Consider the following 15,206-nt stretch of genomic DNA (forward strand, 5'->3'; position numbering starts at 1 on the left):
CGGGACGATCGGCAGCGGCGGCGCTCAGCCGGCGGCGATCGGCTCCGCTGAGGCCGCCGCGGGGTTCACGTCGGCCAGGCCGAGCACCTCGAGCAACCAGGCGAGCTCGAACGCGCGCTCGCGCCACGAGTCGTACCGGCCGCTCACGCCGCCGTGCCCCGCGGCCATCTCGGTCTTCAGCAGGACCGGCGCCCCGACCTCGCGCAGCTTCGCGGTCCACTTCGCCGGTTCGACGTAGAGCACACGGGTGTCGTTGATCGACGTCACGGCGAGGATCCGTGGGTACTGCACGTCGTCGCGCACGTTCTCGTAGGGCGAGTACTCGCTCATGTACCGGTAGACCTCGGCATCGTGCAGCGGGTCGCCCCACTCGTCCCACTCGATCACCGTGAGCGGCAGGTCCGGGTCGAGGATGCTCGTGAGCGCGTCGACGAACGGGACGGCGGCCAGGATGCCGGCGAAGCGCTCCGGCGCCAGGTTCGCGACGGCGCCCATGAGCAGGCCACCGGCGCTGCCGCCCTCGGCGACGAGACGGTCGGCGCTCGTCCGACCGCTCTCGATCAGGTGCTCGGCGACCGCGACGAAGTCGGTGAACGTGTTCTTCTTCGTCAGCGTCTTGCCGTCCTCGTACCAGTGCCGCCCCATCTCGCCGCCGCCCCGCACGTGGGCGACCGCGAAGACGACGCCGCGGTCGAGCAGGGACAGGCGCATGACGCTGAAGCCCGGGTCGATGGAGTGCTCGTAGGAGCCGTACCCGTAGAGGTGCAGCGGTGCCGGGCCGTCGGCGTCCACCGCGTCGCGGCGCCAGACGAGCGAGATCGGCACCTGCGTGCCGTCCGGGGCCGTCGCCCAGTCACGCTCCTGCACGTAGTCGGCCGGGTCGTAGCCGCCGAGGACCGGCTGTCGCTTGAGCACCGTGACCTCGCCGGTCGCCAGGTCGAGGTCGCTGACCTCGGACGGGGTGACGAACGACGTGTACCCGATGCGCAGGGTCGGCTGCTCCCACTCGGGGTTGCCGCCGAGCCCTGCCGAGAAGAGCGCCTCGTCGAAGGGGACCTCGTGCGCGTCGCCGTAGCCGTCGCCCTCGATCGGGATGACGGCGACGCGGGGGAGCGCCTCGGCCCGGTACTCGAGCGCCAGGTGCCCGGCGAAGGCGTCGACGGACTCGATGCGGCGCTCGGTGTGGTGCGCGACGACGACGCGGCGGTCGTGCTCCGAGGTGGGGTCGTCGGCGGGGACGTCGACGAGTTCGAAGTTCTCGGCGCCGTCGTTGTGCAGCACCAGGAAGCGGTCGCTCCCGCCGACGATGGCGTGCTCGATCTCGTACTCGACCCCCTCGCGCCGCGGCCACACGACCCGGAACTCGCCGGTCGGGTCGGCGGCGTCGAGCACCAGTGCCTCGGACGTGATCTTGGAGCCGAGCTCGATGACGATGTACTGCGACGAGCGGGTCACGCCGACGCCGACCCAGTAGCGGTCGTCGGACTCCTCGAACACGACGACGTCGTCGCCGGTGGCGCTGCCGACGGTGTGCCGCCAGATGCGGTCCGGACGCCAGGACTCGTCGACGGTCGGGTAGAACACGTAGCGCCCGGACGGGTCGAAGGTCGCGCCGGAGCCGGTGTCCGGGATCTCGTCGCCGAGGTCGGTGCCCGTCGTGAGGTCGCGCACGTGCAGCGTGTAGCGCTCGTCGCCCTCGACGTCGACGCCGTAGAGGAGACGGGTCCCGTCGTCGCTGATGTCGTAGCTGCCGAGCGAGAAGAAGTCGTGCCCCTCGGCCAGGGCGTTGCCGTCGAGGACGACCTGCTCCCCGGGCAGGGCCGTCGCACCCTCGTCGACCGCGGGCGGCGTCCAGTCGTCCGGGCCGGTGATCGGTGCGCGGCAGTGCACGCCGTACTGGCTGCCCTCGGCCGTCCGCGTGAAGTACCACCAGTCGCCCATGCGCACCGGGACGGAGAGGTCCGTCTCCTGCACGCGGTTCTTGACCTCGGCGAAGATGCGGTCGCGGAGGCCGGTCAGGTGCTCGGTCTGTGCCTCGGTCCAGGCGTTCTCGGCCTCGAGGTGGGCGAGGGTCTCCGGTGACTCCTTGTCCCGCATCCACTCGTAGTCGTCGACGAACTCGATGCCGTGGTGGGTCCGCGTGACGGGCCGCTTCGCGGCGGTCGGCGGGGTGGCCTGGGCGTGCTCACTGCTCACCACGCCACCCTATGCGCCCGGGCCTCGACACCTGCTCGAACGCGCTCGGCGAAGGCGTCGAGTTCGGCCGCCACCGCGGGCGCGATCCACGCACGGCGACGGCGACGGGCGGTCACCGGTCGGAGGACCCCGGCGCGGCACAGGTCGGTGACCGTCGTCTCGAGCAGCGTCTCGGCCGTCCCCGAGACGTCGCCCCGCGCGATCGCGCGGCGGAGGAGCTCCTCCGCGTGGTCCTCCGTCAGGACGGCGTCCTGGTCGAGCGCCCGCCCGAGCACCGCGTGCGGGCCGGCGGCGCAGGTCGTCGCCGCACGGTCCGCGGCGACCTCGTCGAGCAGCAGCCCCGTCACGAGCGCCTCGTCCGACCCCGCGCCCACGGCGATCGCGACGTCGCGCACCCACGCGTCGACGTGTCCCTCGCGGTACTGCGTCAGGTGCTGGAAGTACCGGGTGCGCTCGGCGACCAGGACGGACGAGACGGGTGGACTCGCGGTCCGCGTCGCACCCCGGTGCCGCAGGACCGCCGCGACGAGCGCGCGACCGGTCCGTCCGTTGCCGTCGGTGAACGGGTGGATCGACTCGAACTGCGCGTGTGCGATCGCCGCCTGGGCCACGGGGTGCAGGTCGTCGCGCGCGAGGAACGCGAACAGGTCGGCCATGAGCGACGGGACGAACTCGGGCGGCGGTGGGACGTGGTCGGCGTCCCGTGGTGTGCGCCCGCCCCCGATCCAGTTCTGCACGGTGCGGTAGCGACCCGCGTGCGGGCCGTCCACGGGGTCGCCGCGCAGCAGACCACGGTGGGCGTCGAGGAGCGCGGTCTCGTCGAGGTGTCCGGCTCCGGCTGCCCGCACCAGGCGCTCGAGGGCGTCCCCGGCCTGCACCATCACCGAGGCGCTCGTGTTCGCGCGCACGCCCACCAGCGCCCGGGCGACGTCCTCGGCCGTGGCGTCCTCGTGCTCGATGCGCGAGGTCGCGACCGCCTCGGTCCGGGTGAGCAGCCGGTGCAGGGGACCGGCTCCGCCGTCCTCGTCGAGCGCCCGGAGCGCCGTCAGGCTCCGGTCGAGCAGTGCAGCGGTCGCTCCGTCGGGCTCCCAGTGCGCGTCGGCGATGCACGGTGGGACCGAAGCGGTGACGGTCGCCGTCTGCCGGACGGTCCGGTCGCCGCGGGTGGCGCTGCGCCACGGCCGGACGACGGTGTCGTGGGCGGGCCAGGGTGGTCGGGGTCGGGACACGGAGCCTCCTGCGTCGATCGTCGGTGTCGAGACGGTAGGACGGACGCGACCGCGGACGCCAGGGATCGGTATGTCGCGGGGACGACGGTGCTCCGCCGTACCGTGGTGGCATGCGCAACTCGTTCGTCGTCACCGGGGCCCACGTCGTCCCCGTCACCGCTCCGCCCTTCGACGGGGGTGCCGTCGTCGTCGAGGACGGCCGCATCACCGCCGTCGGCCCCGACGTGGCTCCGCCGCCCGGCCTCCCCGTCGTCGACGCCGCCGGCGCCTGGCTCGTCCCCGGGTTCGTCGAGTCGCACGGCCACGTCGGCATCCACGAGGAGGCGAACGGCTGGGCCGGCAACGACACCAACGAGATGACCGACCCGAACCAGGCTGCGGTGCGGGCGATCGACGCCGTGGACATCGACGACGAGGGGTTCCGCGACGCACTGTCCGGCGGCATCACGAGCATCGTCGTGAAGCCCGGCTCCGGCAACCCGATCGGCGGGCAGACCGTCGCGATCAAGACCTGGGGTGGTCGCACGATCGACGAGCAGCTCATCTCCGACGCCGTCAGCGTCAAGAGCGCCCTCGGCGAGAACCCGAAGCGCGTGTACGGCGACAAGGGGAGGACGCCGTCGACGCGCCTCGGCGTGGCGAAGGTCGTCCGTGAGGCGTTCGTCGCCGCGCAGGACTACCGCGCCGCCCGTGCGGCCGCCGCCGCGAAGGGGGAGCCGTTCACCCGCGACCTGACGAACGAGACGCTCGTCCGGGTGCTCGACGGCGAGCTCGCGTGGGACCAGCACGTCCACCGGCACGACGACCTCGCGACCGCGCTCCGCCTGGCCGACGAGTTCGGGTACCGGCTCGTCGTCAACCACGGCACCGAGGCGCACAAGATCGCCGACCTGCTCGCCGAGCGCGACGTCCCGGTGATCTACGGCCCGCTGTTCACGAGCCGCTCGAAGGTCGAACTCCGCGACCGCGGCATCCCGAACGTCGTGGCGCTCGCCGCCGCCGGTGTCCGCGTGGCCATCACCACCGACGCCCCGGTCGTGCCGATCGCGATGCTGGTCGACCAGGCCACGGCGGCCGTCAAGGAGGGCCTGCCCTGGCAGACCGCGCTCGAGGCCCTCACCACCAACCCCGCAGCCTTCCTCGGCTTCGGGGACCGTGTCGGCCGCATCGCACCGGGCTTCGACGCCGACCTCGTCCTGTGGGACGGCGACCCGCTGGCCGCGACCAGCCGCGCGACGCGCGTCTGGATCGAGGGCACGTCCGTGTACGAGTGGGCCGACGGGACGGGCGTCACCACGCCGCGCTGGTGACCGGATGACGGTCTGGAGGCTCGTGGCGGCCCCGCCACGGTCCTCCCGTCCGCAAGACGCAACCTCGGCGGTTGCTCGCAACGCCGTACCGCTGCGCGCAACCGCCGACGTTGCGTTCCGCGGAGGGGGCGCCGAGCGTCAGGCGTCGCGGGACAGCAGGAAGTCGTTGATGCGCTCGGTCATCGGCAGGTCCATCTCCCGCGCGACGCCGTTCACGGACCGGATCGGTGCCGCCTGGCGGACGCTCGACAGCAGCCACAGGGCGTCGGAGGCCTCCAGGTCGGCCAGCGTGACGAGCTCGTACGAGGTCGCGATGCCCTCGCCCTCGGCGAACCGGAAGACGTCGGCCTGCGTCGTCCCGGCCAGGATGCCGATGTCGGTCCGCGGCGTCACGAACCTGCCGTCGACGGACATCACCAGGTTCGCGCGGGTGCCCTCGAGCACGTACCCGTCCGTCGAGACGAAGAGCGCGTCGTCCGCTCCGCGGCGCTCGGCCTCGCGGAGCGCCGCCATGTTCACCGCGTACGACAGCGTCTTCGCGCCCTGCAGCAACCACGGCGAGGTCCGCTCGACGTCGTGCCGGTAGCCGCGGTCGAGCGTCACGACGGCGATGCCCGCCGTCCGCGCGGGCGTCTGGTCGCCGGACGGTGCCGCGTAGACCCAGCCGGTCGGTCGACCCGAGCCCTCGACGCCGCGGGTCATGACGGTCTTCGCGAAGGCCTCGTGCACCGGGTCGAGCCGGGCGCACACCGCCTCGATCGCCTGGCGCCACGCGTCGACGTCCGGCGTGGGCAGGTCGAGCATCGCCGCGGACCGCACGAAGCGGGCGAGGTGCGGTTCGAGCGCCTGCGGCCGCCCGTCGACCACCGTGATGGTCTCGAACACCCCGTCGCCGCGGATCGCCCCGAGGTCCTGCACCTGCAGGTGCTCCTCGAGCGGCTTCGCCCACGTGTACGCGTCGGCCTCGGGGTCGTGCGGGGCGGCGTCGCGCGAGGGCTGGTTGAGGACGGCGAGGACGGTGTCGGTCATGCCACCATCCAACCGCAGCACCGGGTCGGTGGTCGTCAGTCGCGCCCGGGGAGCGCGCCCATGAGCTTCCACACCGCCGGCGTCAGCTCGGGGTGCTGCAGGGCGATCCGGCGGAGCCGGTGGTACTCCTCGCCGAGCTCGGTGCCCTGCCCGGAGGCCGGGTGGCCCGCCCAGTGCACGCTGCGCTGCCCGATCGCGGCGTCGAGCTCGACGGCATCGGCGCGGAGGATGAGCACGACCTGCTCGTCGACGGTCGGGAGCGTCGGCATGAACTCCCACGGGTCCTCGCCCGCACGGCTGCGGTGCTCGACGATCATCGAGATCTCCTCGGCGGCCTCGGCGCGCAGCACTTCGAGGCTGCGCCCGGTCCTGCGGGGCTCAGCCATGGTGCCCCCGCAGCACGCCTGCCATGCCAGCGATCGTACGCCAGCGCGGAGCGTCCACCGGACACGTCCGCCAGACTGGGGACCGTGACCGAACGCGACGAGACGAAGTCCCAGCACGCCCCGGTCGTGGTCGTCTACCTGCTCCGTGACGGTCCCGACGGCCCCGAGGTGCTGCTCGGCGAGAAGCGTCGGGGGCTCGGGGCCGGGCGCCTCGTCGGTCCGGGCGGCAAGCGCGAGCCGGGGGAGCCGCCGGTGGCGGCAGCGGTGCGCGAGGTGGCGGAGGAGGTCGGTCTGCGGCTCGAGTCGGACGACCTGGAGGCGCGTGGCACGTTGGACTACCGGTTCCCGTTCCGACCGTCCTGGTCGCAGCGCTCGGACGTCTTCGTCTGCCGCCGCTGGCAGGGGACCCCGTCGGGCAGCGACGAGCTGGAGCCGCGGTGGGTCCCCGTCGACGCGGTGCCCTACGACGCGATGTGGGACGACGCGCGCTACTGGTTGCCGGGCGTGCTGGCCGGCGGGACCGTCACGGCGCGCTTCACCTTCGCGGAGGACAACGCGACCGTCTCGGGCTTCAGCGGCGAAGGCGTCTAGCGGGCGCCCGCACGACCCTGCTGGACGCGGGTGCTGCCGGTGCGCGCCTCCTCCGCGGCGGCGAGGACGTCGGCGTCCCCGCTGCGACCACCGAGCGGGCGGACGAAGAAGTCGACGATGCCCGCCGCGATCGCCCCGAGGACCGCGAACATCGCCCAGCCGACGAACAGCCCGGCGGTGTTCCGGCCGTCGGCGGGGGCGAGGAACACGCTCGCGGCGTAGAGCGCTGCCGCGAGCACGAGGAACGCCACGACGGCGGTGACGAGGACGCGGTGCCAGGCGGTGCGCGGGTGCATGCGGAACAGGATACGCGCGCTCCGGGGAGCGGCCGAGCGTGCGCGCGTCAGCGCTCGGCGTGCCGCCCGTGCTGGCGCTCGTCGGGCGCGCCGGTCCGCGTCGTGCGCGATCCTGCCGGCGCCGGGCGGCGACCGGACGCGTCCACGCGGGGGACGGGACGGGTGCGGGGGCCGGTGGCAGCGCCTCCCGGTCGCGCCGGGCCGGACCGGTCCGCCTGCCGCACCACGGGGATGCGTCCGGTCGGGGTGGTCTCCTGCTCGAGCCCGTCGCGACCGCCGGTGAAGACGTCGCCGGCGACACGCTCGTCCTCCCAGTCGTCGTCGCGCAGGACGCTCAGCGTGCCGGTCTCGGTCGAGGTCAGTCCGTGGCGCTCGAGCTCGGCGTCCCGCTGCTTCCCGAGGAACTCGCGGTTCGCGGTCTGCGCGTCCTGGAACATCGTCGTGCGGTTGTTCACGATCGCCGCGATGCGACGGCGCTCCCACCACTGCTTGCCGAAGAACATCAGCACGAGCCCGGCGGCGGCGTAACAGCCCATCGTGACCAGCCCGCGACCGAAGCCGGGGCCGACGCCGTAGATCTCGTGCTTGATCATGTCGACCATGCTCGAGCCGACCACGACGTGGTTGAGCCACGCAAAGGGCTCCGGCATGAACCACTTCGGGTACGCGCCGCCGGAGGACGGCATCGACAGGAAGACGAAGCAGATCATCGCGGGCGCGGCGATGAACCGGCCGACGAAGTAGCTCAGGCCGTTGACGGCGAGACCGATCGCGACGATCCAGCCCCAGGCGATGAGCACGAGTCCGATCCAGTGCCCGTGGATCGCGCCGACGACCGGGCCGGCGAGCGTGTTCGTGATCAGGGAGATCACGAGGCCGCCGACGACGATCACGGTCATGCGGGTGCGGTGCCGCAGCGGACCGCCCATGATGCCGATGAACATCGCGACCATGTAGCCGCCGATGCACCAGGCGAGCATGACGTACATCGCGACGGTGCCGTACTCGTCGTACGCGGGCAGCGGTGCGAGCTCGGTGACGGTCGGGGCGGCGACTCCGATCCCGGTGAGCACGCTGGTCAGCGTCGCGGGGACGAGCGAGGCGACCTGGAACTGGTGGGCGCTCGCCTTGAAGACCTCGTTCGCCGAAGGGTCGTACGCGACGGCCATCGTGCCGGCCAGGACGTCCTGCTTCGCGCGGGCCAGCGACTCGTACGTGTGGAACACGTACTCACCGGGCAGGGCCTTGCCGACGGCGGCGACGAGGGTCGGGTCGCTGCCGACCAGGGCGACGGGGACGCCGTGCGGGTGGGGAGCGTGGAAGGCGAAGACGTAGCAGAGGCAGAAGCCGACGATGAAGAACAGCGGCATCCAGAGCTGCAGCCCGATGAGCTGCAGCGAGGGGTGGAGCGTGCCGTACCAGCGGCGGTACCGGCTGATCCGCTGCGGCTCGGGCACCGGTGCCTGGCGCACGCGCCCCGCACGGCTGCCGGCGCTCCGGCTGCCGGCGACGGGAGCACCGCGACGTGGCCGCGAACCGCCCCGCGTCGAGGGCCGGGTCTGCCGGGGCTTCGGCGCGGACGACCGCGGCGCTCCGTCACGATCGGGGAGGTCGCTCTTCCTGGGGACGTCGTTCCGCGGCTCGCTCACTCGGCGCTCTGCTCCTTCTGCTGGTCGGAGCATCACGGTACGCCGGGCGTGCTCACCGCGCCCCGTGAGCTGTCGGGGCAGGACCGGCTGCGGCGGCCCAGGACCGGCGGCGCCGGGTCAGGACCGGCTGCGGCGGCCCGGGACCGGCAGCGCCGGGTCAGGACCGGCTGCGGGAGGCCTGGGCCGAGTCCATCGCGAGTTCCTCGGCGTCGAGCGTCACGAGCACGCGGCGCATGACCTCCTCGTCGAGGTTGCCCTTCTCGCGTTCCTCGAGCACGATCTCGCGGCGACGGTCGAGCAGTTCGCGGCGGATGTCCTGGATCTGGGCGCCGCGGAGTCGCAGCGGAGCGTTCCGTTCCTCGTCCTCTTCTTCCTCGGCGTCGCGGCGGAACGTCTCGGCCTGCCGTTCCAGACGCGCCTTCAGTCGGCTCACGACGCTGTCGACGGCCTGGTCGCCGTACTGCTCCGACCACGCCGACCGACGCCGCTCGAGCAGGGCGATCGCGGCCTCGGTGGTGCGTTGGTTGAGTCGCATCTCGCTGCGGACGTCCGCCTCTCCCTCGGCCGGGTCCTGCACCTTCAGCGCCCGGATCACGAACGGCAGGGTCAGCCCCTGCAGTAGGAGCGTGCCGACGGTGACCACGAAGGCGATCACGAAGATGGTGTCCTGCGCCTTGACGTCGACCGAGTTGCCGACGACGGAGACCGCCGCCGCGAGGGTCACCACACCGCGCATGCCGGTCCACGAGATGACGGTGAGCTCCCGCCAGTTCAGCTTCGGTTCGGCGGAACCGCGCAGCCAGCGCAGGGACGGGTGACCGCGGGACAGTCGGACGCGCAACGGCCGCAGCCACCGGCCGTTGAAGCGGTTGCGCGCGTACGACTCGAACACGAAGAGCGGTCGCACGAGGATCACGACGACCAGGACGACGGCCGCCGCGGTGAGGGTCTGCGTCAGGCTGCGGTCGCTCTCGACGAGGTCCTGGACGACGGTCTTGAGCTGCAGGCCGATGAGGGCGAAGACGAACCCCTCGAGGATCACGTCCGCACTCGTCCACAGCGGGCGCTCCTGCAGCCGGGTCGCGTAGCCCTCCTTCGGCGAGTTGTAGCCGATGTACAGCCCCGCGGTGACCACGGCGATGACCCCGGAGCCGGAGAGGTGCTCGGCGAGGACGTACGCGACGAAGGGCAGCAGGATGCTCATGATCGTCTCGACGACCGGGTCGTTGATGCGCATCCGGATCCAGTGGACGGCGACGCCGAGGACGATGCCCACCGCCAGGCCGACACCGATTGCGAGCCCGAAGATGCCGAGGTCCTGCCAGATCGTCAGCGACGTCCCCGCCGCGATGAGCGTGAAGACCCGCACGAGGGTGAGGGACGCGGCGTCGTTGATGAGGCTCTCGCCGGACAGGACCGTCATCACCCGGCGGGGGAGTCCGAGCTTCCGGCCGATCGCCGCAGCGGACACCGCGTCCGGCGGGGCGACGACGGCGCCGAGCAGGATCGCCGCGGGCCAGTCCATGTCCGGGATGATGATGTACGCGGCGAGGGCGACCGCGAGCGCGGTGACGATCACGAGGAAGATACCGAGACGGCGGATCTGCTTGATGGACTGCCGGAAGCTCTGCCACGACACGTCGAGGGCGGCGGAGTAGAGCAGCGGCGGCAGGACGACGGTGAGGATCACCTCGGAGTCGATCTCGATCTCCGGCAGGCCCGGCAGGAACGACACCGCGAGCGCCACGGCCGTGACGAGCAGCGGCGCGGGCAGCCCCTTGGCCCGCGCGAAGCCGGTCACCGCGAGTGAACCGATCAACAGGATGAGGAGTTCCGCGGTGTCCATGGTGTCCATTCTCCCATCGACATGATTCGCAGGCTGAACGATCCCGCAGGTCGGGTGGCGCGGCGGCGGACGACAGGGTTTGCCCCGGAGCCGATCGGCTGCGACACTTGCCCGCGGTGGACATCACACTCATAGTCGTCCTGGTCATCGCGTTGGCCCTCTTCTTCGACTTCACAAACGGTTTTCACGACACCGCCAACGCGATGGCGACACCGATCGCCACCGGTGCCATGAAGCCCAAGGTGGCCGTCACGGTCGCCGCGGTGCTCAACCTCGTCGGTGCGTTCCTCAGCACCGCCGTCGCGACGTCGATCTCGCACGGCCTGATCAACGAGGGCCCCGGTGGCGTCGCGATCACCCCGGAGATGATCTTCGCGGGCCTGATCGGCGCGGTCGTCTGGAACATGATCACGTGGCTGCGCGGTCTGCCGTCGTCGTCCTCGCACGCGCTGTTCGGCGGGCTCATCGGTGCCGCGATCGTCGGAGCCGGCTTCGACTCCGTGAACTACGCCGCGCTGCTGACCGTCGTGATCATCCCCGCGTTCCTGTCGCCGGTGATCGCCGCGCTGGTCTCGCTCCTCGCCACGCGCATCGCCTACCGCGTGACCCGTCGTCCGGTCTTCCCGAACGAGCGCGGCGGCTTCCGCATCGGCCAGGTGTTCACGAGCTCGATGGTCTCCCTCGCGCACGGCACGAACGACGCGCAGAAGACGATGGGCGTGATCACGCTGACGCTGATCGCCTCGGGCGCGCAGTCGGCGAACCAGGGCGTGCAGTTCTGGGTCGTCGTCGCGTGTGCGCTCGCGATCGCACTCGGCACGTACACCGGTGGTTGGCGCATCATCCGCACCCTCGGGTCGGGTCTGACCGAGATCCGCGCCACCCAGGGCTTCGCCGCCGAGGCGTCCACCGCAGCCACCATCCTCGCGTCGAGCCACCTCGGCTTCGCGCTCTCGACCACGCAGGTGTCGTCGGGCTCGATCATCGGCGCCGGGCTCGGCCGTCGTGGCTCGAAGATCCAGTGGTCGACGGCGGGCAAGATCGTCGTCGCCTGGTTCATCACGCTGCCGGCCGCCGCAGCCGTCGGCGCGATCGCGTCCGGCATCGCCCGGCTCGGTGTCGGGGGACTCGTCATCGACGCGGTCGTCGGCGCCGCCGTCATCCTCGGGCTCTACCTCTGGTCGCTGCGGAAGCCGCACGACCAGGCCGCCGCGATCGAGGTGGACGTGGCCGCCAACGCGGTCTTCACCCGCAAGGAGCTCCGCGACATGCAGCGCAAGAAGCGTGCCGCCCAGGTCGCCGAGCGGCGCGCCGAGCTCAGCCGTGAGCGCACCCTGCGCCGCATGGCCGGACGGAACGGAGGGCGCCGCTGATGGGCATCGCCACTGACTCGCGCAGCTTCGCATCCCTGGGCGGAGGGCGCCGCTGATGGGCATCGACTGGTTTGCATTCCTCACCGTGGCGATCGTCGCGGTCGTCTCCGCGTGCTTCGTGGTCCTCGTCTACTCGATCGGCCTGCGCCTCTGGAGCGCCGCCGACACGCGCGCCGGCAAGTACACCGTGAAGGACGACGGCACCGTCGGCCCCGCCACGGCCGGCTTCCCCCAGCCCGGCACCGTCCAGCCCGGCGTCCGCGCGTTCCGCGCGCTCGCCGTCGCGTGCTTCGCCGTCTCCGGCCTGGCCGTGCTCTACGGCATCTACCTGATCGTCCCGCAGTTCCACTGACGGGTCACGTCCACCTGACGGACGGGAGGCCCGTGGCGACGCCGCCACGGGCCTCCCGTCCGTCGTCGGTCACCACGCGCGCCCACTTACCGGACCCGACCGGCCGGACGGGCTAGCCTCGACAGGGTGACCGGCAACGAAGCAGCGCGCACCAGGACCGAGACCGACTCGCTGGGATCCCTCGAGGTCCCCGCCGACGCGTACTGGGGCATCAACACCCTCCGGGCGCTCGAGAACTTCCCGATCACGTCGGTGCCGATCGCGGTGTACCCGGACCTCGTCGAGGCGCTCGCGACCGTGAAGCAGGCCGCCGCACGGGCGAACAAGGCCATCGGGGTGCTCGACGCCGAGCGTGCCGACGCCATCGACCAGGCGGCGCAGGAGGTCCGCGACGGGAGCCTCCGCGACCAGTTCGTCGTCGACGTCGTGCAGGGCGGCGCGGGGACGTCGACGAACATGAACACGAACGAGGTGCTCGCCAACCGCGCCCTCGAGATCCTCGGGCGTGAGAAGGGCGACTACGCGTACCTGCACCCGATCGACCACGTGAACCGCAGCCAGTCGACGAACGACACCTACCCGACGAGCATCAAGCTGGCGATGATCCTGGGGGTGCGGCGGCTCACCGAGCAGCTCGAACTGCTCTCCGACGCGTTCGCCGAGCGCGGCCGGGCGTTCCAGGACGTCCTGAAGGTCGGGCGCACGCAGCTGCAGGACGCCGTGCCGATGACCCTCGGGCAGGAGTTCACCGGGTTCGCGCACACCATCCAGGAGGACGTCCTGCTCCTCCGCACGGTCTCGCCGCTGCTCGCGGAGACGAACCTCGGGGCGACGGCCATCGGCACGGGCATCACCGCGGACCCGCAGTACCGCGACGAGGTCCGTCGGCAGCTGCAGGTCGCCAGCGGGCTCGACATCGTGACCGCACCCGACCTAATCGAGGCGACGAGTGACGCCGGTGCCTTCATGACGCTGTCCGGCACGGTGAAGCGCAGCGCGGCCAAGCTGTCGAAGATCTGCAACGACCTGCGGTTGCTCGCGTCGGGGCCGCAGGCGGGGCTCGGCGAGATCACGCTGCCCGCACGCCAGGCGGGGTCGTCGATCATGCCGGGCAAGGTCAACCCGGTGATCCCGGAGGTCGTGAACCAGATCGCGTTCGCCGTCGCCGGTGCCGACACCACGGTGACGATGGCCGCCGAGGGCGGGCAGCTGCAGCTCAACGCCTTCGAGCCGATCATCACCCACTCGATCCTGCAGTCGCTGCAGTGGATGGCGAGCGGGTGCGCCACGCTCCGGGTGAACTGCGTCACGGGCATCGAGGCGAACGAGGCCAAGCTCGCCGCGCAGGTGGACACCAACGTCGGCGTCGTCACCGCGCTGACGCCCTACATCGGCTACGCGGCCGCGGCGTCGATCGCGCACACCGCGTTGACGACCTCGACGCCGATCGCGACGCTCGTCACGGCGGCGGGGCTGATGGACGAGGACCAGGTGCAGCGGGTCCTGTCGCCGGCGCGCTTGTCGGGCATCGAGCTCGCGACGGGGGCGATCCCGATCGTCACCGAGGAGATGTTGGACGCCGAGGCGGAGCGGGTCGCGCGCGAGCGCTGACCCCGTCCCGCGAGACGCAACCTCGGCGGCACTGCGCAGCGGTACAGCGCTGCGAGGCGTCGCCGACGTTGCGTCGTGCGGAGCGCCGCGCGAGCGCTGGAGCCTAGGGCAGCGGGGGCTCGCCGACCCGCACCTGGTGCGACATCGCGCGCAGGTGCTCCTCGGTCGGCGAGGGCTCCTCGTGCTCGTCCTCGGCACGCTGCTGCGCGGCGAGCCGGACCCGGTGCGCCGCAGCGATGTCCTGGTCGCGCCAGCGTGCGAGCGTGAAGTTCCGCGTGACGTCGCGGAGTGGCAGTCGGATCGACTCGTCAGCCTCGATGCCCGCGAGGAGCTGGCGCATCCGGATGACCTCGGAGTCGAGCTCCCCGCCGACGACGAGCACGAAGTTCGAGATGTACAGGTACACGAGCAGCAGGATCGCGCCACCGAGCCACCCGTAGGCCCGGTTCCCGCTGCCGCCGACCGTCTCGACGTAGATCGAGAAGCCGAGGGTCGCCACCGCCCAGGTCACGATCGCGAACGCCGCTCCGGCCGACACCCACCGCAGCTGCGGGGTCTTCACGTTCGGCGTCGCGTAGTAGAGGACCGCCACCATCACCACGAGGACGACGGCGAGCACGGGCCACTTCGCCACGTTCCACAGGTCGTCGATCCACGGTGCCCACCCCAGCTGCCGGACGATCGCCGCCGAGATCGTCGGGGTTCCGAGCAGGATGACGATCGCGATCGCCCCGCCGACCATCACGAGCAACGTGACGAGGAGCATCATGCTGCGGAACTTCCAGATCCGCCGGCCCTCCTCGACCTCGTAGGCGGTGTTCATCGCGCGTCCGAACGCCGTGGCGTACCCGGAGAGCGACCACAGCGTCAGGACGAGCCCGATCGAGAAGCCCACCCACGGGTTGTCGAGCGTCAGCAGCTGGCGCAGCGGGCCCTCGAGGTGCTGCGCGGTCTCGGGGCGGACGATGAAGCCCAGCACCTGGATGATGTCGGTCAGGCTGTCGCCCTGCCGGTCCACGACGGACAGGGCCGACACGACGGCGAGCGCCGCGGGGAACACGGTCAGCAGGGCGAAGAACGTCAGGGAGGCCGCGGCGTCCACGACGCGGTGGCGGATCACCGAGTGGTAGGTGCGCCGGACGACCGCGCGGACGCCGGTCCGCTGCAGGTCGCGCGAGGCGCTGTCGGGCATGCGATGTACCGTACCCGACCCCACGACGGCCGGGAGGCGCGGTGCGGCACCGCCACGCGCCTCCCGTCCTCGGGCAGCTGCACGAGACTCGGCCCCGCGGACAAATTCGCCGTTCCCGCGCGCGAGTCTCGTCCGCCAGGCCGAGT

At 71.9% G+C, this 15,206-nt stretch carries 13 protein-coding genes; 5 read left to right on the top strand and 8 right to left on the bottom strand.

Annotation, left to right across the window (positions count from 1 at the left end; all coding sequences use genetic code 11):
* Nucleotides 1–24 precede the first annotated feature (24 nt).
* Entirely contained in the window at nucleotides 25–2,196 is a 2,172-nt protein-coding gene (locus tag NI26_RS05125; RefSeq protein ID WP_066657945.1) for a S9 family peptidase, read from the bottom strand.
* A complete protein-coding gene (locus tag NI26_RS05130) occupies nucleotides 2,193–3,425 on the bottom strand; it encodes a Fic family protein (protein ID WP_066653211.1) in 1,233 nt (410 codons plus the stop codon). The genes NI26_RS05125 and NI26_RS05130 overlap by 4 nt, the downstream gene beginning before the upstream one ends.
* A gap of 110 nt (nucleotides 3,426–3,535) precedes the next feature.
* On the opposite strand from NI26_RS05130, the gene NI26_RS05135 reads away from it, so the two are divergent.
* A complete protein-coding gene (locus NI26_RS05135) occupies nucleotides 3,536–4,735 on the top strand; it encodes an amidohydrolase (RefSeq protein WP_066653214.1) in 1,200 nt (399 codons plus the stop codon).
* Between the two features lie 138 nt (nucleotides 4,736–4,873).
* Here the strand turns inward: NI26_RS05135 and NI26_RS05140 are convergent, their stop codons facing one another.
* Entirely contained in the window at nucleotides 4,874–5,764 is an 891-nt protein-coding gene (locus tag NI26_RS05140; RefSeq protein WP_066653216.1) for an aminodeoxychorismate lyase, read from the bottom strand.
* A gap of 35 nt (nucleotides 5,765–5,799) precedes the next feature.
* A complete protein-coding gene (locus tag NI26_RS05145) occupies nucleotides 5,800–6,150 on the bottom strand; it encodes a tryptophan synthase subunit alpha (protein ID WP_066653218.1) in 351 nt (116 codons plus the stop codon).
* A gap of 84 nt (nucleotides 6,151–6,234) precedes the next feature.
* Here NI26_RS05145 and NI26_RS05150 point away from each other — a divergent pair, with 84 nt between their 5' ends.
* On the top strand, nucleotides 6,235–6,741 hold the full coding sequence (locus tag NI26_RS05150; protein ID WP_066653220.1) for an 8-oxo-dGTP diphosphatase: 507 nt from the start codon (nucleotides 6,235–6,237) through the stop codon (nucleotides 6,739–6,741).
* On the opposite strand, the gene NI26_RS05155 is transcribed toward NI26_RS05150, so the two are convergent.
* From NI26_RS05155 to NI26_RS05165, 3 genes are all read right to left on the bottom strand, one after another.
* Complete coding sequence (locus tag NI26_RS05155) at nucleotides 6,738–7,037, bottom strand: hypothetical protein (protein WP_066653223.1); 300 nt, start codon at nucleotides 7,035–7,037, stop codon at nucleotides 6,738–6,740. The genes NI26_RS05150 and NI26_RS05155 overlap by 4 nt on opposite strands.
* 47 nt (nucleotides 7,038–7,084) lie before the next feature.
* Nucleotides 7,085–8,509, bottom strand: a complete 1,425-nt coding sequence (locus NI26_RS05160; protein WP_066653225.1) for an ABC transporter permease — start codon at nucleotides 8,507–8,509, stop codon at nucleotides 7,085–7,087.
* 334 nt (nucleotides 8,510–8,843) lie between these two features.
* On the bottom strand, nucleotides 8,844–10,532 hold the full coding sequence (locus NI26_RS05165) for a cation:proton antiporter (RefSeq protein WP_066657947.1): 1,689 nt from the start codon (nucleotides 10,530–10,532) through the stop codon (nucleotides 8,844–8,846).
* A gap of 116 nt (nucleotides 10,533–10,648) precedes the next feature.
* Here NI26_RS05165 and NI26_RS05170 point away from each other — a divergent pair, with 116 nt between their 5' ends.
* The 3 genes from NI26_RS05170 (at nucleotide 10,649) to NI26_RS05180 (ending at nucleotide 13,868) form a co-directional block, all read left to right on the top strand.
* Nucleotides 10,649–11,905 (top strand): inorganic phosphate transporter, encoded by a 1,257-nt coding sequence (locus NI26_RS05170; protein ID WP_081984745.1) that lies wholly within the window; start codon nucleotides 10,649–10,651, stop codon nucleotides 11,903–11,905.
* A gap of 55 nt (nucleotides 11,906–11,960) precedes the next feature.
* The gene (locus tag NI26_RS05175) at nucleotides 11,961–12,257 is read left to right on the top strand and encodes a hypothetical protein (protein WP_066653232.1); all 297 of its coding nucleotides are present in this window, start codon (nucleotides 11,961–11,963) and stop codon (nucleotides 12,255–12,257) included.
* Between the two features lie 126 nt (nucleotides 12,258–12,383).
* Nucleotides 12,384–13,868, top strand: a complete 1,485-nt coding sequence (locus NI26_RS05180) for an aspartate ammonia-lyase (protein WP_066653235.1) — start codon at nucleotides 12,384–12,386, stop codon at nucleotides 13,866–13,868.
* A gap of 103 nt (nucleotides 13,869–13,971) precedes the next feature.
* Here NI26_RS05180 and NI26_RS05185 read toward each other — a convergent pair whose 3' ends face one another.
* Complete coding sequence (locus NI26_RS05185; RefSeq protein ID WP_066653237.1) at nucleotides 13,972–15,060, bottom strand: YihY/virulence factor BrkB family protein; 1,089 nt, start codon at nucleotides 15,058–15,060, stop codon at nucleotides 13,972–13,974.
* Nucleotides 15,061–15,206: the final 146 nt, after the last annotated feature.

This window comes from Curtobacterium sp. MR_MD2014, assembly GCF_000772085.1.
Lineage (GTDB): Bacteria > Actinomycetota > Actinomycetes > Actinomycetales > Microbacteriaceae > Curtobacterium.

Bases quoted from the DNA above. Each gene is read 5' to 3' on its own strand.
- NI26_RS05175 (WP_066653232.1), top strand. From the start codon at position 11,961: ATGGGCATCGACTGGTTTGCATTCCTCACCGTGGCGATCGTCGCGGTC.
- NI26_RS05135 (WP_066653214.1), top strand. From the start codon at position 3,536: ATGCGCAACTCGTTCGTCGTCACCGGGGCCCACGTCGTCCCCGTCACC.
- NI26_RS05165 (WP_066657947.1), bottom strand. From the start codon at position 10,532: ATGGACACCGCGGAACTCCTCATCCTGTTGATCGGTTCACTCGCGGTG.
- NI26_RS05155 (WP_066653223.1), bottom strand. From the start codon at position 7,037: ATGCACCCGCGCACCGCCTGGCACCGCGTCCTCGTCACCGCCGTCGTG.
- NI26_RS05145 (WP_066653218.1), bottom strand. From the start codon at position 6,150: ATGGCTGAGCCCCGCAGGACCGGGCGCAGCCTCGAAGTGCTGCGCGCC.
- NI26_RS05140 (WP_066653216.1), bottom strand. From the start codon at position 5,764: ATGACCGACACCGTCCTCGCCGTCCTCAACCAGCCCTCGCGCGACGCC.
- NI26_RS05185 (WP_066653237.1), bottom strand. From the start codon at position 15,060: ATGCCCGACAGCGCCTCGCGCGACCTGCAGCGGACCGGCGTCCGCGCG.